17 protein-coding genes and 1 pseudogene are annotated in these 20,037 nt (G+C 61.6%); 13 read left to right on the top strand and 5 right to left on the bottom strand.

What is annotated here, in order from left to right; all coding sequences use genetic code 11:
- Positions 1-43 precede the first annotated feature (43 nt).
- From hutH to K5Y35_RS05420, 13 genes are all read left to right on the top strand, one after another.
- Complete coding sequence (hutH, locus tag K5Y35_RS05480; RefSeq protein WP_222833840.1) at positions 44-1,576, top strand: histidine ammonia-lyase; 1,533 nt, start codon at positions 44-46, stop codon at positions 1,574-1,576.
- A 26-nt stretch (positions 1,577-1,602) separates the two neighbouring features.
- The gene (locus K5Y35_RS05475; protein ID WP_222833839.1) at positions 1,603-2,241 is read left to right on the top strand and encodes a hypothetical protein; all 639 of its coding nucleotides are present in this window, start codon (positions 1,603-1,605) and stop codon (positions 2,239-2,241) included.
- A gap of 37 nt (positions 2,242-2,278) precedes the next feature.
- The gene (gene hutI / locus K5Y35_RS05470) at positions 2,279-3,484 is read left to right on the top strand and encodes an imidazolonepropionase (RefSeq protein WP_222833838.1); all 1,206 of its coding nucleotides are present in this window, start codon (positions 2,279-2,281) and stop codon (positions 3,482-3,484) included.
- 10 nt (positions 3,485-3,494) lie between these two features.
- Positions 3,495-4,298, top strand: a complete 804-nt coding sequence (hutG, locus tag K5Y35_RS05465) for an N-formylglutamate deformylase (protein ID WP_222833837.1) — start codon at positions 3,495-3,497, stop codon at positions 4,296-4,298.
- A gap of 254 nt (positions 4,299-4,552) precedes the next feature.
- On the top strand, positions 4,553-5,500 hold the full coding sequence (locus tag K5Y35_RS05460; RefSeq protein WP_222833836.1) for a choline ABC transporter substrate-binding protein: 948 nt from the start codon (positions 4,553-4,555) through the stop codon (positions 5,498-5,500).
- A gap of 153 nt (positions 5,501-5,653) precedes the next feature.
- On the top strand, positions 5,654-6,559 hold the full coding sequence (locus tag K5Y35_RS05455) for an alpha/beta hydrolase (protein ID WP_186746243.1): 906 nt from the start codon (positions 5,654-5,656) through the stop codon (positions 6,557-6,559).
- 104 nt (positions 6,560-6,663) lie between these two features.
- A complete protein-coding gene (pip, locus tag K5Y35_RS05450) occupies positions 6,664-7,635 on the top strand; it encodes a prolyl aminopeptidase (RefSeq protein ID WP_222833835.1) in 972 nt (323 codons plus the stop codon).
- The gene (gene dtd / locus K5Y35_RS05445; protein ID WP_007909321.1) at positions 7,632-8,069 is read left to right on the top strand and encodes a D-aminoacyl-tRNA deacylase; all 438 of its coding nucleotides are present in this window, start codon (positions 7,632-7,634) and stop codon (positions 8,067-8,069) included. The genes pip and dtd overlap by 4 nt, the downstream gene beginning before the upstream one ends.
- Before the next feature lie 461 nt (positions 8,070-8,530).
- Complete coding sequence (locus K5Y35_RS05440) at positions 8,531-10,312, top strand: glucan biosynthesis protein G (protein WP_185015849.1); 1,782 nt, start codon at positions 8,531-8,533, stop codon at positions 10,310-10,312.
- Positions 10,305-12,875, top strand: a complete 2,571-nt coding sequence (gene mdoH, locus K5Y35_RS05435) for a glucans biosynthesis glucosyltransferase MdoH (RefSeq protein ID WP_123470708.1) — start codon at positions 10,305-10,307, stop codon at positions 12,873-12,875. Before K5Y35_RS05440 ends, mdoH begins: the two co-directional genes overlap by 8 nt.
- A gap of 385 nt (positions 12,876-13,260) precedes the next feature.
- Positions 13,261-14,058 (top strand): transporter substrate-binding domain-containing protein, encoded by a 798-nt coding sequence (locus tag K5Y35_RS05430; RefSeq protein WP_041071500.1) that lies wholly within the window; start codon positions 13,261-13,263, stop codon positions 14,056-14,058.
- A 140-nt stretch (positions 14,059-14,198) separates the two neighbouring features.
- Positions 14,199-15,158: an amino acid ABC transporter permease gene (locus K5Y35_RS05425; RefSeq protein WP_222833834.1), complete on the top strand. Its 960-nt coding sequence runs from the start codon at positions 14,199-14,201 to the stop codon at positions 15,156-15,158.
- Positions 15,151-15,885, top strand: a complete 735-nt coding sequence (locus K5Y35_RS05420) for an amino acid ABC transporter ATP-binding protein (RefSeq protein ID WP_222833833.1) — start codon at positions 15,151-15,153, stop codon at positions 15,883-15,885. The genes K5Y35_RS05425 and K5Y35_RS05420 overlap by 8 nt, the downstream gene beginning before the upstream one ends.
- A gap of 154 nt (positions 15,886-16,039) precedes the next feature.
- Here the strand turns inward: K5Y35_RS05420 and K5Y35_RS28115 are convergent, their stop codons facing one another.
- The 5 genes and pseudogenes from K5Y35_RS28115 to tatB all read right to left on the bottom strand — a co-directional run bounded on the left by K5Y35_RS28115 (position 16,040) and on the right by tatB (position 20,028).
- Entirely contained in the window at positions 16,040-16,744 is a 705-nt protein-coding gene (locus tag K5Y35_RS28115) for a methyl-accepting chemotaxis protein (RefSeq protein ID WP_410055922.1), read from the bottom strand.
- 198 nt (positions 16,745-16,942) lie between these two features.
- A pseudogene (locus K5Y35_RS28110) lies at positions 16,943-17,839 on the bottom strand (methyl-accepting chemotaxis protein); the annotation flags it as partial.
- A gap of 238 nt (positions 17,840-18,077) precedes the next feature.
- Positions 18,078-18,785 (bottom strand): 16S rRNA (uracil(1498)-N(3))-methyltransferase, encoded by a 708-nt coding sequence (locus K5Y35_RS05410; RefSeq protein ID WP_123470716.1) that lies wholly within the window; start codon positions 18,783-18,785, stop codon positions 18,078-18,080.
- Positions 18,782-19,573 (bottom strand): twin-arginine translocase subunit TatC, encoded by a 792-nt coding sequence (gene tatC / locus K5Y35_RS05405; RefSeq protein WP_038360030.1) that lies wholly within the window; start codon positions 19,571-19,573, stop codon positions 18,782-18,784. The genes K5Y35_RS05410 and tatC overlap by 4 nt, the downstream gene beginning before the upstream one ends.
- Entirely contained in the window at positions 19,570-20,028 is a 459-nt protein-coding gene (gene tatB, locus K5Y35_RS05400) for a Sec-independent protein translocase protein TatB (RefSeq protein ID WP_123470718.1), read from the bottom strand. Before tatB ends, tatC begins: the two co-directional genes overlap by 4 nt.
- Between the last annotated feature and the right edge of the window lie 9 nt (positions 20,029-20,037).

Below are 20,037 nucleotides of genomic sequence, written 5' to 3'. Positions count from 1 at the left end.
AGCGACTGGTAGTTAATAACAATGTCTCAAAAGGAGCATTTTAATGACTGCGCTGAACCTGATTCCCGGCCAACTGAGCCTGGCCCAACTGCGTGACGTTTATCAGAACCCGGTCAAGCTGACCCTCGACAACAGCGCCTCCGCGCAGATCGAGGCCAGCGTCGCCTGCGTCGAGCAGATCCTCGCCGAGAATCGCACCGCCTACGGCATCAACACCGGTTTCGGCCTGCTGGCCTCGACCCGTATCGCCAGCGAAGATCTGGAAAACCTCCAGCGTTCGCTGGTGCTGTCCCACGCTGCCGGTGTCGGCCAGCCGATCAGCGATGAGCTGGTGCGCCTGATCATGGTGCTCAAGGTCAACAGCCTCAGCCGGGGTTTCTCCGGCATCCGTCGTGTGGTGATCGATGCGCTGATCGCGCTGATCAACGCCGAGGTTTATCCGCACATTCCGCTGAAAGGTTCGGTCGGCGCTTCCGGTGACTTGGCGCCATTGGCGCACATGTCGCTGGTGCTGCTGGGCGAAGGCAAGGCGCGCTACAAGGGCGAGTGGATGGAAGCCACCGAAGCGCTGAAAGTCGCCGGTCTGACCCCGCTGACCCTGGCGGCGAAAGAAGGCCTGGCGCTGCTCAACGGCACGCAGGTGTCCACCGCATTTGCCCTGCGCGGCCTGTTCGAAGGCGAAGACCTGTTTGCCGGTGCGCTGGCTGTTGGCGGTCTGACGGTGGAAGCAGTGCTCGGTTCGCGCTCGCCGTTCGATGCGCGCATCCACGCGGCCCGTGGCCAGAAAGGCCAGATCGACGCCGCCAGCGCTTATCGCGATCTGCTCGGCGAACGCAGCGAAGTCTCCGACTCGCATCAGAACTGCGAGAAGGTCCAGGACCCGTACTCCCTGCGCTGCCAACCACAAGTCATGGGCGCCTGCCTGACGCAGTTCCGTCAGGCTGCCGACGTGCTGGTGGTCGAGGCCAACGCCGTCTCCGACAACCCGTTGGTGTTCGCCGCTGAGGGCGATGTGATCTCCGGTGGCAACTTCCACGCCGAACCGGTGGCCATGGCCGCCGACAACATGGCCCTGGCCATCGCCGAAATCGGTTCGCTGAGCGAGCGCCGCATTTCCTTGATGATGGACAAGCACATGTCGCAACTGCCGCCGTTCCTGGTGGCCAATGGCGGCGTCAACTCGGGCTTCATGATCGCCCAGGTGACTGCGGCAGCACTGGCCAGCGAGAACAAGGCACTGTCGCATCCGCATTCGGTGGACAGCCTGCCGACCTCGGCCAACCAGGAAGACCACGTTTCGATGGCTCCGGCTGCGGGCAAGCGTCTGTGGGAAATGGCCGAGAACACCCGCGGGATTCTCGCGGTGGAATGGCTGGCGGCGGTGCAGGGTCTGGACCTGCGCAACGGTCTGAAGACCTCGACCAAGCTGGAACAGGCGCGGGCAATTCTGCGCAAGGAAGTGCCGTTCTATGAGAAGGACCGCTTCTTTGCGCCGGACATCAATGCGGCGACTGAGTTGTTGGCCTCGCGGTGCCTGACCGAGCTGGTTCCGGCGAAGTTGCTGCCTAGTTTGTAGGTGGTTTTTCAGGGGGAGTGTTGTTGATGCTGAAAACGATCCCCCTCACCCCAACCCTCTCCCCCAGGGGGGAGAGGGGGAAGGGAGCCGATCTCGGTGAGCTTCAAGGCCTGAGTTCGGCTCAGGAGTTTCAGGTCGATGTACCTCGACAGAACAACCCGGTCAGTTCTTCTTCTCCCGGGAGTGAGAGGGGGAAGGGAGTCGATCTTCGTGGTGTTCAAAGCCTAGGTTCGACACAGAAGTTTCAGGTCGGCGTATCTCGAAAGAATTACGCGGTCAGTCCTTCTTCTCCCGGGAGTGAGAGGGGGAAGGGAGTCGATCTTCGTGGTGTTCAAAGCCTGGGTTCGACACCGAAGTTTCAGGTCGGCGTATCTCGAAAGAACTACGCGGTCAGTCCTTCTTCTCCCGGGAGTGAGAGGGGAAAGGGAGTCGATCTTCGTGGTGTTCAAAGCCTGGGTTCGACACAGAAGTTTCAGGTCGGCGTATCTCGAAAGAACTACACGGTCAGTCCTTCTTCTCCCGGGAGTGAGAGGGGGAAGGGAGTCGATCTTCGTGGTGTTCAAAGCCTGGGTTCGACACAGAAGTTTCAGGTCGGCGTACCTCGAAAGAACTACGCGGTCAGTCCCCTCTCCCCCCGGGAGAGGGCTAGGGTGAGGGGCTTTTGAAGGCCAACCACCAAATCAATTCCAACGGAGGCCAACAGTGAAAACCCTCTGGCAACACTGCCACGTCGCAACCATGGCGCAGGGCGTCTATTCGATCATCGAGGATGCGGCCATCGTGACGTCCGGTGCGCACATCGAGTGGATCGGCCCGCGCACTCAATTGCCCTCCGGCGAATACCCGGCGGTCAACGACCTGCAAGGCGCGTGGGTCACCCCCGGCCTGATCGACTGCCACACCCACACGGTGTTCGGCGGCAACCGCAGCGGCGAATTCGAGAAGCGCCTGCAAGGCGTCAGCTACGCCGAGATCGCGGCGCAGGGCGGCGGCATCGCCAGCACCGTGCGCGCCACCCGTGAGGCGAGCGAAGACGAGCTGTTCGCCAGCGCCGCCAAACGCTTGAAAAGCCTGATGCGCGACGGCGTGACCACGGTCGAGATGAAGTCCGGCTACGGTCTCGATCTGGCCAGCGAGCGCAAGATCCTGCGGGTCATCCGTCGTCTGCAGAAAGAACTGCCGATCAGCGTGCGCAGCACCTGTCTGGCCGCCCACGCGTTGCCGCCGGAATACAAGGATCGCGCTGACGCTTACATCAATCACATCTGCGCCGAGATGCTCCCGGCGCTGGCCGCCGAAGGGCTGGTTGATGCCGTGGATGCGTTCTGCGAATACCTGGCGTTCTCGCCGGAACAGGTCGAGCGGGTATTCATCACCGCACAGAAACTCGGGTTGCCGGTGAAGCTGCACGCCGAACAATTGTCGTCGCTGCATGGCGCCAGTCTGGCGGCGCGGTATCACGCGTTGTCCGCCGATCACTTGGAGTTCATGGACGAAGACGACGCCATCGCCATGGCCAAATCCGACACCGTCGCGGTGCTGCTGCCAGGAGCGTTCTACTTCCTGCGCGAAACTCAATTGCCGCCGATGGACGCCTTGCGCAAACACAAGGTGAAAATCGCCATCGCCAGCGACCTCAACCCCGGCACCTCGCCGGCGCTGTCGTTGCGCCTGATGCTGAACATGGCCTGTACCTGTTTCCGCATGACCCCGGAAGAAGCCCTGGCCGGTGCGACTATTCATGCCGCACAAGCGCTGGGCATGGCCGATACGCATGGCTCGCTGGAAGTCGGCAAGGTTGCGGATTTTGTTGCCTGGCACATTGATCGCCCGGCGGATCTGGCTTATTGGCTCGGTGGGGATCTGGACAAACGCGTCGTGCGTCACGGCGTCGAATCAAGTTTGTAGGAGAGCGGTTGTGGATAAGGTTCTGAGTTTCAAACAAGGTCGCGTGCCGCTGCTGATCAGCATGCCGCATGCCGGTTTACGTCTGACGCCTGCGGTCGAAGCCGGGCTGATCGCGGACGCGAAAAGCCTGCCGGACACCGACTGGCACATTCCGCAGCTCTACGATTTTGCCGAAGCGTTGGGCGCCAGCACCTTGGCCGCCGAGTACTCGCGTTTTGTGATCGACCTGAATCGTCCGTCCGACGACAAGCCGCTGTACGCCGGCGCCACCACCGGCCTCTACCCGGCAACACTGTTCGATGGCATCCCGTTGTTCCGCGAAGGGCACGCGCCTTCGAAAGAAGAACGCGCGACCTATCTGGAACAGATCTGGACGCCGTACCACCGCACCCTGCAGCAAGAGCTGGCGCGACTGAAGGCAGAGTTCGGCTACGCGCTGCTGTTCGACGCGCATTCGATCCGCTCGATCATCCCGCACCTGTTCGACGGTAAATTGCCGGACTTCAACCTCGGCACCTTCAACGGCGCCAGTTGCGATCCGCAATTGGCCAGTCAGCTTGAAGCCATCTGCGCGCGCTACGGCAATTACAGCCACGTGCTCAACGGACGCTTCAAGGGCGGCCACATTACCCGTCATTACGGCAACCCGGCCGAGAACATCCACGCGGTGCAACTGGAGCTGTGCCAGAGCACCTACATGGAAGAGTTCGAACCGTTCCGCTATCGCGCCGACCTGGCCGAGCCGGCGCGGGTGGTGCTGAAGGAGTTGTTGCAAGGTTTCCTCGCCTGGGGCGAGAGCCACTACAAATCCTGAACACAGACCCACAACCCCCTGTGGGAGCGAGCTTGCTCGCGAAAGCATAGTGTCAGTCGATTATGAGGTGACTGACCCACCGCATTCGCGAGCAAGCTCGCTCTCACAAGGGGACGGTGTTCCGTCCGGGTCGCCGCTGTGCAAAACACGGTCGCCACCGTTCATCTTTCCCTCTCGTCGCCTGCGTAATGTTTCGGCCATGGTGCAACAGACACCGACCTGACAATAATCCGCTGCCGCACGAGACCTCCCGAATGAAAAAACTCTTCACTCGCTGTGCGTTAATCCTCACCGGCTGCGCGCTGCTCAGCGCCGGCGCCATGGCCAATGACGACGCGTCGTGCAAAACCGTGCGCATGGGCGTGGTCAACTGGACTGACGTCATCGCCACCAGCGGCATGGCCGACGTGCTGCTCAACGGCCTCGGCTACGAGAGCAAGCAGACCAGCGCGGTGCAGCAGATCATCTTTGCCGGTATTCGCGACAAGCGTCTGGACATCTTCCTCGGTTACTGGAAACCGGCGATGGACAACAACATCGCGCCGTTCCTCGCCGCCCATCAAGTCAAGGTCATGGACCAGCCGAGCCTGGCGGATGCGCAGGCGACGCTGGCGGTGCCGGATTACGTCGCGGCAGCCGGGCTGAAAACCTTTGCCGACATCGCCAGGTTCAAGGATCAGCTCGGCGGCAAGATCTACGGTATCGAACCGGGTAGCGGCGCCAACACCACGATCAACACCATGATCGAGACCAACCACTTCGGTCTGAAGGATTTCAAGATCGTCGAGTCGGGCGAGGCGGGCATGCTGGCCGCCGTGCAGCGCGCGGTGAATCGCAAGGAGTTCGTGGTGTTCGTCGGCTGGACCCCGCACCCGATGAACATCAACATGAAGATCACTTACCTGACCGGCAGCGAAGACGTCTACGGCCCCAACGAAGGCGCCGCGACCGTGTCCACCGTCACCTCGCCGGATTACGCCGAGCGCTGTCCGAACGTGTATCGACTGCTGGAAAACCTCACCTTCAGCGCCGCTCAGGAAAGTCAGTTGATGGTGCCGATCATGGCGCGCAAGACCCCGCAGGAAGTGGCGAAGAACTGGCTGCGTGAACACCCCGAGGATCTGCAGCGCTGGCTGGCGGGGGTCAGCAGTTTTGATGGCAAAGAAGGTGTGGCTGCGGTTCAGGCCAGCCTCAAGCCCTGAAGATAGGTGAATGATTTTTTTGTGGCGCGGGCGCTTGCTCCGCAGGATTGCGAGGCGGACCCAGGGCTGTTTCGAGCACTACGCGCTTGAGCGGGAGCAAGTTCCCTCGCCACAGTTCTGCCACTCTGCAAATAGCTGCTGCATCGAGGGCTTATGGCTCACTACCAGCTTTCGTCGGCCATGGCGGATTTCGTCGCCAGGACCCTCAGTTTCACCAGCGATGACAGCAGCATCAACGGCCTGCGTCGCGACTACGATGAAATGTGTCGAGCCTTCACTCCGCCAATCCCGGCGGGACTTGGAGTCGTGGATTTCCGGTTGAGCGGCGTGGCGGTGCGCTCGTATCGCCCGCCCATAGAGCCCCCGGCCGCCGGCTGGCCCTGCATTCTCTACCTGCATGGCGGCGGCTGGGTGGTCGGCGGCCTCGATTCCCACGACTTCATCTGCTTCGAGCTCGCCGTGGCATTGGGCGCGATGGTGGTGGCGGTGGATTATCGGCTGGCGCCCGAACACCCCTTTCCCGCCGGGTTTGCGGATTGCCTGAGTGTCTGGCGCGCCTTGCGCAGCGGGCCGTTCCGGTTTGATCGAGAAAAAATGCTGGTGGCCGGTGACAGCGCAGGTGGCAATCTCGCCGCCGCGTTGTGCCTGGCGTTGCGCGATGCCGGGGAGCCGCTGCCTACAGCGCAAGTGCTGCTCTATCCCGGCCTTGGTGGCGACGAACGATTGCCGTCCCGCAGCGAGTGTGCCGATGCGCCGTTGCTCGGCAGCACAGACGTCGACTGCTATCACGCGCTCTACCTGCGCGGCACCGCGCGGCCGAACGCGTACGCCATGCCCTTGCTCGCCGAGGACTTCAGCGGATTACCGCCGGCGTTCATCGCCGTCGCGCAATTCGATCCCCTGCGCGACGACGGCGTGCGCTACGCCGAACGGTTGCCAGACGCTACCCTCTATTACGGCGAAGGGCTTGTGCACGGTTGTTTGCGCGCGCTTGGCCAGGTCGCCGAGGTCGACCGGCTCTACGAAAACCTGTTGAGGTACATGGCTGACAAAATGTGACTGCGTACGGGCATGCTCATTGACGTAAATCGGGTTTATGATGCCTGACGGCAGAATAATAGAAGTCCCCCCAGGGATGACCTCGACCCCTTACGGAGCACGCAATGCAGACATTGTTTCCGCAGATCAAACCCCATGCCCGGCACGATCTGGCTGTCGATGACACCCATACGCTGTATGTCGATGAAAGCGGTTCGCCGGAGGGTTTGCCGGTGGTGTTCATCCACGGCGGCCCCGGCGCCGGTTGTGACGCCCAGAGCCGTCGTTATTTCGATCCGAACCTGTACCGTATCGTCACTTTCGACCAGCGCGGCTGCGGACGCTCCACCCCGCACGCCAGCCTGGAAAACAACACCACCTGGGATCTGGTCGCCGACCTCGAACGTATCCGCAAACACCTGGGCATCGACAAATGGGTGCTGTTCGGCGGTTCGTGGGGCTCGACCCTGGCGCTGGCCTATGCGCAAACCCATCCGGAGCGTGTCCACGGTCTGATCCTGCGCGGGATCTTTCTTTGCCGCCCGCAGGAAATCGAGTGGTTCTATCAGGCCGGGGCCAGCCGTCTGTTCCCCGACTACTGGCAGGACTACATCGCGCCGATTCCGCTGGACGAGCGCGACGATCTGCTCAGCGCCTTCCACAAGCGCCTGACCGGCAACGACCAGATCGCCCAGATGCACGCGGCCAAAGCCTGGTCGACCTGGGAAGGGCGCACCGCGACCCTGCGGCCGAATCCGCTGGTGGTCGATCGCTTCTCCGAGCCACAGCGCGCGCTGTCGATTGCGCGGATCGAATGCCATTACTTCACCAACAACGCCTTCCTCGAGCCGAATCAACTGATTCGCGACATGGGCAAGATCGCCCACCTGCCGGGCGTGATCATCCACGGTCGTTACGATGTGATCTGTCCACTCGACAACGCTTGGGAATTGCATCAGTCCTGGCCGAACAGCGAGCTGCAGGTGATTCGCGACGCCGGGCACGCCGCGTCCGAACCGGGTATCACCGATGCACTGGTCCGTGCCGCCAGTAACATGGCGCGACGCCTGCTCGACCTGCCGCCCGAAGAAGCATGAAGGGCCTGTTGCAGCGCGTGCGCGGTGCGCGGGTTGAAGTCGCGGGTGAAGTGGTAGGCGCGGTCGATCACGGTTTGCTGGTGCTGGTGGCGGTCGAACCCGACGACACGCGTACCAGCGCCGACAAACTTCTGCATAAACTGCTTAACTATCGGGTATTCAGTGATGCGGAGGGCAAGATGAACTTGTCCCTCGCCGATGTCGGCGGTGGGTTGCTGCTGGTCTCGCAGTTTACGCTGGCGGCCGACACCAAAAGCGGGTTGCGCCCGAGCTTTTCGACGGCCGCGCCACCGGCCTTGGGCGAGGAATTGTTCGACTATCTATTGAGCAGTGCGAAACAGGTGCATGGCACTGTGGCATCAGGTAGATTCGGCGCCGATATGCAGGTGCATTTGGTCAACGATGGCCCGGTTACCTTTTTGTTACAGACCTGAAAGCGCTTGAAACACCTTTTTAGGAAATTTCGACTGTTTTTAGGGTGTTTTCGCGATAAATACTTTGTTACCCCTGATGCGTTGTCATGCGGGCTACTAGATAATCGCGCGCACTGGGATCAGCGTTCGCTGATTCATTTTTGACTTAGGTAGAGACTTGTCTGGATCCGATTGGGGAATCATTTTGCCCCATCGGAGTCGGAACAATGCTCGCCAACCTGGTATGAGCGGTCTGTACGGCCATTTTTGCCAGCATTATTTCGAGGGCCAGGGAGTCAGAGACAAGGCGCTGCGACGACTCATAGCTTGCTATGGGGAGGCGCGGCAACGAAGTATCTGATTTCCTGGAACCGAAATAAGCTGACAAAAATGGCCACACAGACGGCTTGCTGGCCGTTGGTTTTTTGATCTGTTTTCGGCGAGGGTTGCTCGTGATTGTTAGTCCCTGTAATGCAGCAAAAATGTCTGCCAAACGCATGCGAAGTGCCCTGGTAGCGGGTTCGGCGCTCCTGTGCCTGCTCAGCGCCGGTCAGCTTTGGGCGTTCAATCTTGACGATGTATCGGCCAAGGCCAAAGAGCTGGCCGGGCAGAAGTTCGAAGCCCCGCGCAGCAACCTGCCGAACGAATTCCGCGACATGAAGTTCGCGGACTATCAGAAAATCCGCTTCCTCACCGAAAAGGCTGAGTGGGCTGATCAGAAGACCCCGTTCAAACTGTCCTTCTATCACCAGGGTATGCACTTCGATACACCGGTGAAAATCAATGAAATCACAGCGAACACCGTCGAAGAGATCAAATACGATCCGACGCGCTTCGATTTCGGCGACCTGAAATTCGATCCGAAAGCCACTGAACAACTGGGTTATGCCGGTTTCCGTGTGCTGTACCCGATCAACAAGGCCGACAAGCAAGACGAAATCATGACCATGCTCGGCGCGAGCTACTTCCGCGTCGTTGGCAAGGGTCATACCTACGGTCTGTCGGCCCGTGGCCTGGCAATCGACACCGCGCTGCCGTCGGGCGAAGAGTTCCCGCGTTTCCGTGAGTTCTGGATTCAACAGCCGAAGCCGGGCGACAAGCACCTGGTGATCTTCGCCCTGCTGGATTCGCCACGTGCCACCGGTGCCTACCGCCTGATCCTGCGTCCGGGCAGTGACACCATTGTCGACGTCAAGGCGCAGATGTTCCTGCGTGACAAGGTCGGCAAACTGGGCATCGCACCGTTGACCAGCATGTTCCTGTTCGGCGCCAACCAGCCGTCGAAAGTCCTCAACTACCGTCGTGAACTGCACGACTCCAGCGGTCTGTCGATCCATGCCGGCAACGGCGAGTGGATCTGGCGTCCACTGAACAACCCGAAACACTTGGCCGTGAGCAACTTCAGCGTCGAGAACCCGCGTGGTTTCGGTCTGCTGCAACGTGGCCGCGACTTCAGCCACTACGAAGACCTCGACGATCGCTACGACAAGCGCCCAAGCGCCTGGATCGAGCCGAAGGGCGAGTGGGGCAAGGGCTCCGTTGATCTGGTAGAGATTCCGACCGCCGACGAAACCAACGACAACATCGTTGCGTTCTGGAGCCCGGAAAAAATGCCGGAGCCGGGTCAGCCGCTGGACTTCGCCTACCGCCTGCACTGGACCATGGATGAAGCGGCGATTCACGCCCCCGACAGCGCCTGGGTCAAGCAGACCCTGCGTTCGACCGGTGACGTCAAGCAGTCGAACCTGATCCGTCAGCCGGACGGCAGCGTCGCGTACCTGGTCGATTTCGAAGGTCCGTCGCTGGCCGCTCTGGCCCCGGATGCCGACGTGCGCAGTCAGGTCAGTGTTGGCGACAACGCCGAACTGGTCGAAAACAGCGTGCGCTACAACCCGGAAACCAAAGGCTGGCGCTTGACTCTGCGGATGAAAATCAAGGACGCGAGCAAGTCCACCGAGATGCGTGCCGCGCTGGTACAGCCGGTCGTGACCGCTGATCTGGCGAAATCGGTGCCGGCGTCCAACTCGTCCGTCGCCAAGGCCGACAAGGTTGCCGCCAAGCAACAAGAGAAAATCGACAAGGAAGCCAAGGCCGCCGAAGCCAAACTGGCCGATGCCAAGCCCGCTGCAGATGCCAAGGACAAGGCCAACAAAGACGCCAAGCAGCCAGCGGCTGCGAACGCGGCCCCAGCCACACCGGAATCGGCACCGACTGAAGAAGTCCTGACCGAGACCTGGAGCTATCAGTTGCCTGCCGATGAGTAACTCTCAAGTACAGCCAGAGACTCTGTCCGAGTACCTGGCGCATCTGCCGATGACCGACGAGCAGCGCGCGGAACTCGCGGGCTGCCAGTCGTTCAGCGAGCTGCATGAACGCCTGTCGTCTTCGACGTTCGACGCCCCTGCCGAAGCCGCCCAGGCTTCGGTGGGCAAGCGCCTGACACTGAGCACCGCCGAAGAACTGGCCGACGCCGAGATGCTGGTGCTCGACGCCAGCGGCCGCGTCAGCCTCAAGGCGACGCCGCCGATCCGACGGACCAAAGTCGTACCGGAGCCGTGGCGCACCAATATTCTGGTGCGCGGCTGGCGCCGTCTGACCGGCCGCACCAACCCGCCGCAGCCGCCGAAAGACGCCAACGTGTTGCCGGCCGCGCGCTGGCGCACCGTTGGCTCGATCCGTCGCTACATTCTGTTGCTGCTGATGCTCGGCCAGACCATCGTCGCCGGTTGGTACATGAAAGGCATCATGCCGTACCAGGGCTGGTCGTTCGTCGATCTGGAAGAAGTCCTGCACCAACCGCTGCTGCAAACTGCCACGCAAGTGCTGCCGTATGCGCTGCAAACCAGCATCCTGATCTTGTTCGGGATTCTGTTCTGCTGGGTGTCGGCGGGTTTCTGGACCGCGTTGATGGGCTTCCTCGAGTTGCTCACCGGTCACGATAAATACCGTATCTCCGGTAAAAGCGCCGGTAACGAGCCGATTGCCAAAGACGCGCGTACCGCGTTGGTCATGCCGATCTGCAACGAAGACGTGCCGCGCGTGTTCGCCGGTTTGCGGGCGACGTTCGAATCGGTCGCTGCCACCGGTGATCTGGACCGCTTCGACTTCTTTGTCCTCAGCGACAGTAACGACACCGATATCTGCGTCGCCGAGCAACAGGCCTGGCTGGATGTCTGCCGCGAAGCCAAGGGTTTCGGCAAGATCTTCTATCGCCGCCGTCGCCGTCGTGTGAAACGCAAGAGCGGCAACCTCGACGACTTCTGCCGTCGCTGGGGCGGTGACTACAAGTACATGGTCGTGCTCGACGCCGACTCGGTGATGAGCGGCGAGTGTCTGACCAGTCTGGTGCGCCTGATGGAAGCCACGCCGGACGCCGGGATTATCCAGACCGCGCCGCGTGCGTCGGGCATGGACACCCTGTATGCGCGCATGCAGCAGTTCGCCACGCGTGTGTATGGCCCGCTGTTCACCGCCGGTCTGCACTTCTGGCAGCTGGGTGAGTCCCACTACTGGGGTCACAACGCGATCATCCGCATGAAGCCGTTCATCGACCACTGCGCCCTGGCGCCGTTGCCGGGCAAAGGTGCGTTCTCTGGTGCGATCCTGTCCCACGACTTCGTTGAAGCTGCGCTGATGCGCCGTGCCGGTTGGGGCGTGTGGATTGCCTACGACCTGCCGGGCAGCTACGAAGAACTGCCGCCGAACCTGCTTGATGAACTCAAGCGTGACCGTCGCTGGTGCCACGGCAACCTGATGAACTTCCGCCTGTTCCTGGTAAAAGGTATGCACCCGGTGCACCGTGCGGTGTTCCTCACCGGCGTGATGTCGTACCTGTCGGCGCCGTTGTGGTTCTTCTTCCTGGTGTTGTCGACTGCGCTGCTGGCGGTGAACACGCTGATGGAGCCGCAGTACTTCCTCGAACCGCGCCAGCTCTATCCGTTGTGGCCACAATGGCACCCGGACAAGGCGATCGCGCTGTTCTCGACCACCATCGTGCTGCTGTTCCTGCCGAAACTGTTGAGCATCATCCTGATCTGGGCCAAGGGCGCGAAAGAGTTCGGTGGCAAGTTCAAGGTGACCCTGTCGATGCTGCTGGAGATGCTGTTCTCCATGCTGCTGGCGCCGGTGCGGATGATTTTCCACACCCGTTTCGTCCTTGCCGCGTTCCTCGGCTGGGCCGCGACCTGGAACTCGCCGCAGCGTGACGACGACTCGACGCCCTGGAGCGAGGCGGTCAAACGCCACGGTCCGCAGACCCTGCTGGGTTTCTGCTGGGCGCTGCTGGTGATCTGGCTGAACCCGAGCTTCCTGTGGTGGCTGGTGCCGATCGTCGGTTCGCTGATGCTGTCGATCCCGGTGTCGGTGATCTCCAGCCGTGTCGGCCTGGGTCTCAAGTCCCGTGACGAGAGCCTGTTCCTCATCCCAGAGGAATACAATCCGCCACAGGCGCTGCTGGCGACCGACCAGTACACCCACGAGAACCGTTGGCACGCGCTGAAGGACGGCTTCGTCCGCGCCGTGGTCGATCCGCAGCAGAACGCCCTGGCGTGCTCGCTGGCGACCTCGCGACACGGTCAGGCCGAGCCGATCGAATGGCTGCGTCAGGAACGGGTGCGTCACGCCCTGAAAGCTGGCCCGGCGGCGCTGAGCAACCATGATCGCCTGCAACTGCTGAGCGATCCGGTGGCCCTGGCGCGTCTGCACGAGCTGGTCTGGGCCGAAGGTCACGCCGAGTGGCTGGATGCCTGGCGCGCTTCGGTGAAAGCCGATCCGCATGCGCCATTGCTGCCGCTGCGACCGGTGAGCTTGCAGGCGCAACCGGCCTGATAAAGAAACCCCGCGATGTTGCGGGGTTTTTTTTGCCTGCTGAAAAGGCCCTCACCCTAGCCCTCTCCCAGAGGGAGAGGGGACTGATCGGGGGATGCTTCAGCGTTACGTCGACCTGATCTTGCTGGGTTGAATCCATAATCGACTCGATCTTTCAGGTCGGCGTATAGCTTGAGACACCTCGGTCGGCCCCCTTTCCCTCGGGGAGAGGGCTGGGCCGCGTTCCGATGAGGGTCAGCTCTTGATTGTTAAACAAATCGTCCATTAAACCTTGTGCAAAAAAACGAGTGCGTTAGCATCCGTCCCCGAATTGGCGCACCCGGGCTTTTTTGCCCGCCTCTGTTGGTTTTCGCGCCGCAATTGCAATGGTTTTGGGGACTTGAAGATGAAGAAGTATCTGTCGATGCTGCTGGTCGGCGTCACGGCACTGGTTGCAGTCAATGCGGCGCACGCCGGCGCGATCGACGACGCGGTCAAGCGCGGCACCTTGAAAGTCGGCATGGACCCGACCTACATGCCGTTCGAGATGACCAACAAGCGCGGCGAGATCATCGGCTTCGAAGTCGACATCCTCAAGGCCATGTCCAAGGCCATGGGCGTCAAGCTGGAGCTGGTGTCGACCGGTTACGACGGGATCATCCCGGCACTGATGACTGACAAATTCGACATGATCGGCAGCGGCATGACCCTGACCCAGGAGCGCAACCTGCGCCTGAACTTCAGCGAACCGTTCATCGTCGTCGGCCAGACCCTGCTGATCCGCAAGGAGCTGGAAGGCACCATCAAGTCCTATAAAGACCTGAACACCGCCGACTATCGCATCACCTCCAAGCTCGGCACCACCGGCGAGATGGTCGCCAAGAAACTGATCGCCAAAGCCAAATACCACGGCTACGACAACGAGCAGGAAGCGGTGCTCGACGTGGTCAATGGCAAGGCTGACGCCTTCATCTACGACGCGCCGTACAACGTGGTGGCGGTGAACAAGGTCGGCGCCGGCAAACTGGTGTTCCTCGACAAGCCGTTCACCTACGAGCCGCTGGCCTTCGGTCTGAAGAAGGGCGACTACGACAGCCTCAACTTCATCAACAACTTCCTGCACCAGATCCACGAAGACGGCACCTACGATCGTATCCATGACAAGTGGTTCAAGAGCACCGAGTGGCTCAAGGACATGGAATAAGCCCGGTCAGATAGACCGAGTTGCCCCATTCGCGAGCAAGCTCGCTCCCACAGTGATTATGTGAACACCACAAATCCCCTGTGGGAGCGAGCTTGCTCGCGAAGAGGCCCTCCAGAGCAACACAAAATCCGGAACCTGCAATGAAACAGAAAAAAGCCCAATGGCCCTGGCACGTCCTCACCGTGCTGGTGCTGGTCGGCCTGGCGGGCGCGTTGTATTACGCCACGTCGCTGATGTCCTACGAATGGCGCTGGAACCGCGTGCCACAGTATTTCGCCTATCAGGCCGAAGAATCCCAGCGCGCCACCGACATATCCACGGTTACCGAACTGGTGCGCAAGGGCAGCAGCGCCCAAGTCACCCTGCGTAACGACGCCGGTGACGAGCAGCACCTGACGGTCGACGAGAACAGCCTGCAATTCGCTCAGGGCGACGATGTCGCGGAAGGCGACGTCGTGGGCGTGACCCGGCATTGGGCCGCAGGGCCGTTGTTGTGGGGGCTGTGGACGACGCTGTGGCTGTCGGTGGTGTCCGGCGTGCTCGGGTTGTTGATCGGTCTGGTCACCGGGCTGTGTCGCCTGTCGAGCAACCCGACCCTGCGCGACCTGTCGAGCATCTACGTCGAACTGGTGCGCGGCACACCGCTGCTGGTGCAGATCTTCATTTTCTACTTCTTCATCGGCACGGTGATGAACCTGTCCCGTGAGTTCGCCGGGATCGCCGCGTTGTCGCTGTTCACGGGTGCTTATGTGGCGGAGATCATCCGTTCCGGCGTGCAGTCGATTGCCCGTGGCCAGAACGAAGCGGCGCGTTCGCTCGGCTTGAGCGCTGGCCAGTCGATGCGTCACGTGGTGCTGCCGCAAGCCTTCAAACGCGTGCTGCCGCCGCTGGCAGGGCAATTCATCAGTCTGGTCAAGGACACCTCGCTGGTGTCGGTGATCGCCATCACCGAGCTGCTGAAAAGCGGTCGCGAAGTCATCACCACCTCGTTCTCGCCGTTCGAAATCCTGTTCTGCGTCGCCGGCCTGTACCTGTTGATCAACCTGCCGCTGTCGAAAATCGCCAGCCGGCTTGAGCGGAGGCTCGCGCAAAGTGATTGAAGTCCGCGATCTGGTAAAAGTCTTCGACACCCGTGGCCAGGTAGTCCGCGCTGTGGATCACGTCACTACCACGGTGGCCAAGGGCGAAGTGCTGGTGGTGATCGGTCCGTCGGGTTCCGGCAAATCGACCTTCCTGCGTTGCCTCAATGGTCTGGAAGCGTTCGACTCGGGTTCGGTCAGCATCGACGGCCTGCAACTGGCCGACCCGAAAACCGACGTCAACGCCTACCGCCGCGAAGTCGGCATGGTGTTCCAGCACTTCAACCTGTTCCCGCACATGACCGTGCTGGAAAACCTCTGCCTCGCACAGAAAGTCGTGCGCAAGCGCGGGCAGAAGGAAAGCGAGGCCAAGGCCCTGGCGTTGCTGGAGAAGGTCGGTATCGCACAGAAGTCCCGGGAATACCCTTCACGCCTGTCCGGCGGTCAACAACAGCGTGTGGCGATTGCCCGGGCGCTGGCGATGGACCCGAAAGTGATGCTGTTCGACGAACCGACGTCGGCCCTCGACCCGGAAATGGTCGGTGAAGTGCTGGACGTGATGAAGAGCCTGGCCGTGGAAGGCATGACCATGGTCTGCGTCACCCACGAAATGGGTTTTGCCCGGGAAGTGGCGGATCGGGTGTTGTTTTTCGATCACGGCAAGTTGCTGGAAGATGCGGCGCCGGCAGAGTTCTTTGATGCACCGAAGGATCCGCGCGCTCAGGCTTTCCTGCGTCAGGTCCTGTAACGGCGGCGTCCCCTCGGACGCCATCGCTGGCAAGCCAGCTCCCACAGTGAGTGGGTTGAACACAACCGTTGTGATCGACATAAATCCTGTGGGAGCTGGCTTGCCAGCGATAGCCTCACCCCGGTTCCCAGTGAACCGAGGCAGATGAATCACCTCAAACCTTGAAGCGCCCCACCAACGTCTGCAAATGCGTCCCCAGCCGCGCCAGCTCAACACTGGACGCCGCGGTCTCTTCACTGGCCGCCGAGGTCTGATCCGACACATCCCGCACATTCAGCACGCTACGGTTGATCTCCTCAGCCACGGCGCTCTGCTGCTCGGCTGCTGCCGCAATCTGCTGGTTCATCGCCTGAATCGCCGACACGGTGCGGGTGATGCTTTCCAGCGAACCACCGGCGCGACGGGTCAGTTCGACGCTGCTGTCGGTCAGGGAGCGGCTGTTGTCCATGATCGTCGCCACTTGCTGGGTGCCGTTTTGCAGGCCGACGATCAGTTCTTCGATCTCTTCGGTGGACTTCTGGGTGCGCTGGGCGAGGCTGCGCACTTCATCCGCGACCACGGCAAAACCACGACCCGCCTCACCGGCACGGGCGGCTTCGATGGCGGCGTTGAGCGCCAGCAGGTTGGTTTGCTGGGCCACGGACTTGATCACGTCGAGCACGCTGCCGATCTTGTCGCTTTCGCGCTTGAGTTCGCCCATGGCCTCGGTGGAATGACCGACTTCAACCGCCAGACGCTCGATCTGCGCGATCGCTTCACCGACCACCTTGTCGCCTTCGCGGGCCTGCTGGTCGGCGGCCACGGCGGCTTCGGAAGCTTCCTCGGCGTTGCGTGCGACTTCCTGCACGGTGGCGGCCATTTCGTTCATGGCGGTGGCGACCTGGTCGGTTTCGATCTTCTGATTGTTGACCCCGGCGCTGGTCTGCTCGGTGACCGCCGACAGCTCTTCGGCAGCGCTGGCAATTTGGGTCACGCCATCGCTGATGCCACCGATCAGCTCGCGCAGGCCTTGGGTCATGCTTTGCATCGAGCGCTGTAACTGACCGAGTTCGTCGCGGCGCTGCGACACGAGGTTGTGGGTCAGATCACCGGCGGCCACTTGTTCGGCGACTTTCAGGGTCTGGTTCAGCGGAATGATGATCTGCCGGGTGATTGCCCAGGCGGCCAGCAGGCCGAAGGCCACAGCGAGCAGGGTGGCGATGATCAACATGTTCTTGGCGTGCGCGGCATCGGTGTCGCGCACCACGGTTTGCGATTGGGTGAGTTTCTTGCTGACGTCGAGGAGGATGTCGCCCTGAGCCTTCATGGTGGCCCCGGCCTTGGCATTGTTCACCTGCGAGTCGCGGAACTGAGCGACTGCCGCACGATAGGCCTTGATCGAGTCGGTGGCCTGTTGCAGGTTGGCGATGTGCTGCTCGGGCAATTTCGCCGGCAGGCTGTCGAGGTTTTTCAGGGCATTGTCGATGGCGTCCAGCGCGGGCTGCTCCGCATCGGCCTTGCCGCTGTAGGTGTAGCCGCGCACCTGATAACGCGCCTGCTGCAACAGTTTGCTCAGCTCGATCACGCTGTTGAATTGCGCGACGCTGTCACCCTGCAGCAGGGATTTCTCGACTTCCGCGACCTTGGCCACGGCATTGTCGGCATTGGCGCCGAGTTTGCTGCGCGCGTCTTCGCGCTGCACGGTGGCCTGGGTCATCTCGGCGAAGGCGCGCTTGTACTCGGCGACGGCGGCCAGTTGCTGATCGACCATCGCCGCATCGGAAGGCTGCTCGATCAGACCGCGCGCGGTTTGCAGGCCGCTGGCGAGTTTGGCCAACAGCTCGTTGACCGCGCCCGGGCCTTGTTCGCCACGACGAGCTTCATAGTCCAGACGGGCCAGGCGCAGGTCCTTGGTCAGCTCATTGAGGCTGGAGATGAAGCCGAGCTTGTCACCGCGGCTGATGATGCCGCCCATGCCGGTCCAGCCGGTGAAGGTAATCAACAGCGTCAGCAACAGCACCAGGCCGAAACCGATGCCCAGCTTGCGTTTGACACTGACGTTCCCAAGATTCTCGGCTAACCAACGGTACATGCGACGACTCCCCTCGGACCACTAATTGGACTTATGGAGAGGGTATCGGCCGAGTGATGGCAATCTGTAACGCCATTTATCCGGGGTGAAGCTCCCTCGCCACAGAGGTTGCGCGTCGGATTTAGAACAGGCGGGCGAGGAGGGCGGTGACGGCGGTTTCGACGCGCAGGATGCGCTCGCCCAGTTGCACCGGTTGCAGGCCGGACTTGCCCAACAGGTCGATTTCGTAGGGGATCCAGCCGCCTTCCGGGCCGATCGCCAGTGTCACCGGTTCGCTCAGCGCACGCGGGCACGGCGGGTAGTTACCGGGATGACCGACCAGGCCGAGGGTGCCTTCGGTGATCGCCGGCAGGCGGTCTTCGACGAATGGCTTGAAGCGTTTCTCAATGATGATGTCCGGCAGCACGGTATCGCGGGCCTGCTCGAGACCGAGGATCAGATTCTCGCGAATTGCTTCCGGCTCCAGGAACGGCGTCTGCCAGAAGCTCTTCTCGACCCGGTAGCTGTTGACCAGAATTACCTTCGATACGCCCATGGTCGCCACGGTCTGGAACACCCGCCGCAGCATCTTCGGACGCGGCAGGGCCAACACCAGGGTCAGCGGCAGCTTGGCCGGCGGTGGCTGATCGAGGGTGACGCGCAGTTCGGCTTCGCCGGCCTCGAGGCGCAGCAGTTCGGCCGAACCCATCAGGCCATTGATGCGCCCGACCCGCAGGCTGTCACCGACTTCGGAGCGATGCACTTCCTGCATGTGGGTCAGGCGCCGGTCACGCAGCACGACGCGGTCGGCCGCGATGAAGTCGGCCTCTTCGAGCAACAGCAGGTTCATGCCTGGGTCGCTGGCGGCTGGTCGTTGTGATCGTCGGCCGGGGTTTCGTCCGGGCGTTCGCGCTTGCTGATCAGCCCACCGAACAGGATGCCGATTTCAAACAGCATCCACATCGGCACGGCGAGCAGGGTCTGCGAGAAGATGTCCGGAGGCGTGAGGATCATGCCGACCACGAAGCAGCCGATGATCACGTACGGGCGGATTTTCTTCAGGTAGGCTACGTCGACTACGCCGATCCACACCAGCAGCACAACAGCCACCGGGATCTCGAACGCCACGCCGAAGGCGAAGAACAGCGTCATGACGAAATCGAGGTAACTGGCGATGTCGGTCATCATTTCCACGCCGGCCGGGGTGGCCGCAGCGAAGAACTTGAAGATCAGCGGGAACACGAAGTAATAGGCGAACGCCATGCCGGTGTAGAACAGCAGGATGCTGGAAACCAGCAGCGGCACCGCGATGCGCTTCTCATGCTTGTACAGGCCCGGCGCGATAAAGCCCCAGATCTGATGCAGGATCACCGGGATCGCGAGGAACAGCGAGACCATCATCGTCAGCTTCAGCGGCGTCAGGAACGGCGATGACACGTCGGTGGCGATCATCGTCGCGCCGACCGGCAGGTACTGGCGCAGCGGCGTCGAGACGAAGGTGTAGATTTGCTGGGTGAAGGCGAACAGCCCGGCGAAGATGATGAAGATCGCCGCCACGCAACGCAGCAGGCGGGTGCGCAACTCGGTGAGGTGCGAAACCAGCGGCATGTGCTGGTCGTTTTCGGGGAGATCGCTCATGGGGCTCGCGGCGGCAATGTGGGGTCGTGAGGGGCCGGCGCAACAGGCGCGGCGGCTGGAGCAACGTGTTCAACCGAAGTTTGTGCAGCGGCGGGCGCTGGTTCAGTCGGTGTCATGACTGGTGCACTGGCGGCTGCAGGTGGTGTCGCAGCAGCAGGGCTGTGAATCGTCTGCTCACCCACGTGCTCGACCGGCGTCGGTTCCTGCTGAACCGGCGTGAAAATCTTCCGCGCCTCCTGCTCCAGCGACAGAATGTGCTCGTTGTGCAGTTGCCGACGGATCTCGTCGGCACCGATTTCACGTTCAACTTCCTGTTTGATCGCGTTGAAGCTGCGCTTCAGCCGCCCGACCCACAGGCCGGCGGTGCGCGCAGCGCCCGGCAGACGCTCGGGACCCAGCACCAGCAGGGCGACGAGGCCGACGAGCAGCAGTTCAGAGAAGCTGATACCAAACATTAGTCAGTG

Origin of the sequence: Pseudomonas sp. SC3(2021), assembly GCF_019856535.1 — a bacterium.
GTDB classification, from domain to species: Bacteria; Pseudomonadota; Gammaproteobacteria; order Pseudomonadales; family Pseudomonadaceae; genus Aquipseudomonas; species Aquipseudomonas monsensis.
The sequence above is the reverse complement of the archived record's forward strand: the minus strand, read 5'-3'. Positions and strand labels throughout refer to the sequence as shown.

Bases quoted from the DNA above. Each gene is read 5' to 3' on its own strand.
- hutH (WP_222833840.1), top strand. From the start codon at position 44: ATGACTGCGCTGAACCTGATTCCCGGCCAACTGAGCCTGGCCCAACTG.
- K5Y35_RS05475 (WP_222833839.1), top strand. From the start codon at position 1,603: ATGCTGAAAACGATCCCCCTCACCCCAACCCTCTCCCCCAGGGGGGAG.
- K5Y35_RS05460 (WP_222833836.1), top strand. From the start codon at position 4,553: ATGAAAAAACTCTTCACTCGCTGTGCGTTAATCCTCACCGGCTGCGCG.
- K5Y35_RS05455 (WP_186746243.1), top strand. From the start codon at position 5,654: ATGGCTCACTACCAGCTTTCGTCGGCCATGGCGGATTTCGTCGCCAGG.
- pip (WP_222833835.1), top strand. From the start codon at position 6,664: ATGCAGACATTGTTTCCGCAGATCAAACCCCATGCCCGGCACGATCTG.
- dtd (WP_007909321.1), top strand. From the start codon at position 7,632: ATGAAGGGCCTGTTGCAGCGCGTGCGCGGTGCGCGGGTTGAAGTCGCG.
- K5Y35_RS05440 (WP_185015849.1), top strand. From the start codon at position 8,531: ATGTCTGCCAAACGCATGCGAAGTGCCCTGGTAGCGGGTTCGGCGCTC.
- mdoH (WP_123470708.1), top strand. From the start codon at position 10,305: ATGAGTAACTCTCAAGTACAGCCAGAGACTCTGTCCGAGTACCTGGCG.
- K5Y35_RS05430 (WP_041071500.1), top strand. From the start codon at position 13,261: ATGAAGAAGTATCTGTCGATGCTGCTGGTCGGCGTCACGGCACTGGTT.
- K5Y35_RS05425 (WP_222833834.1), top strand. From the start codon at position 14,199: ATGAAACAGAAAAAAGCCCAATGGCCCTGGCACGTCCTCACCGTGCTG.
- K5Y35_RS28115 (WP_410055922.1), bottom strand. From the start codon at position 16,744: ATGGCCGCCACCGTGCAGGAAGTCGCACGCAACGCCGAGGAAGCTTCC.
- K5Y35_RS05410 (WP_123470716.1), bottom strand. From the start codon at position 18,785: ATGAACCTGCTGTTGCTCGAAGAGGCCGACTTCATCGCGGCCGACCGC.
- tatC (WP_038360030.1), bottom strand. From the start codon at position 19,573: ATGAGCGATCTCCCCGAAAACGACCAGCACATGCCGCTGGTTTCGCAC.
- tatB (WP_123470718.1), bottom strand. From the start codon at position 20,028: ATGTTTGGTATCAGCTTCTCTGAACTGCTGCTCGTCGGCCTCGTCGCC.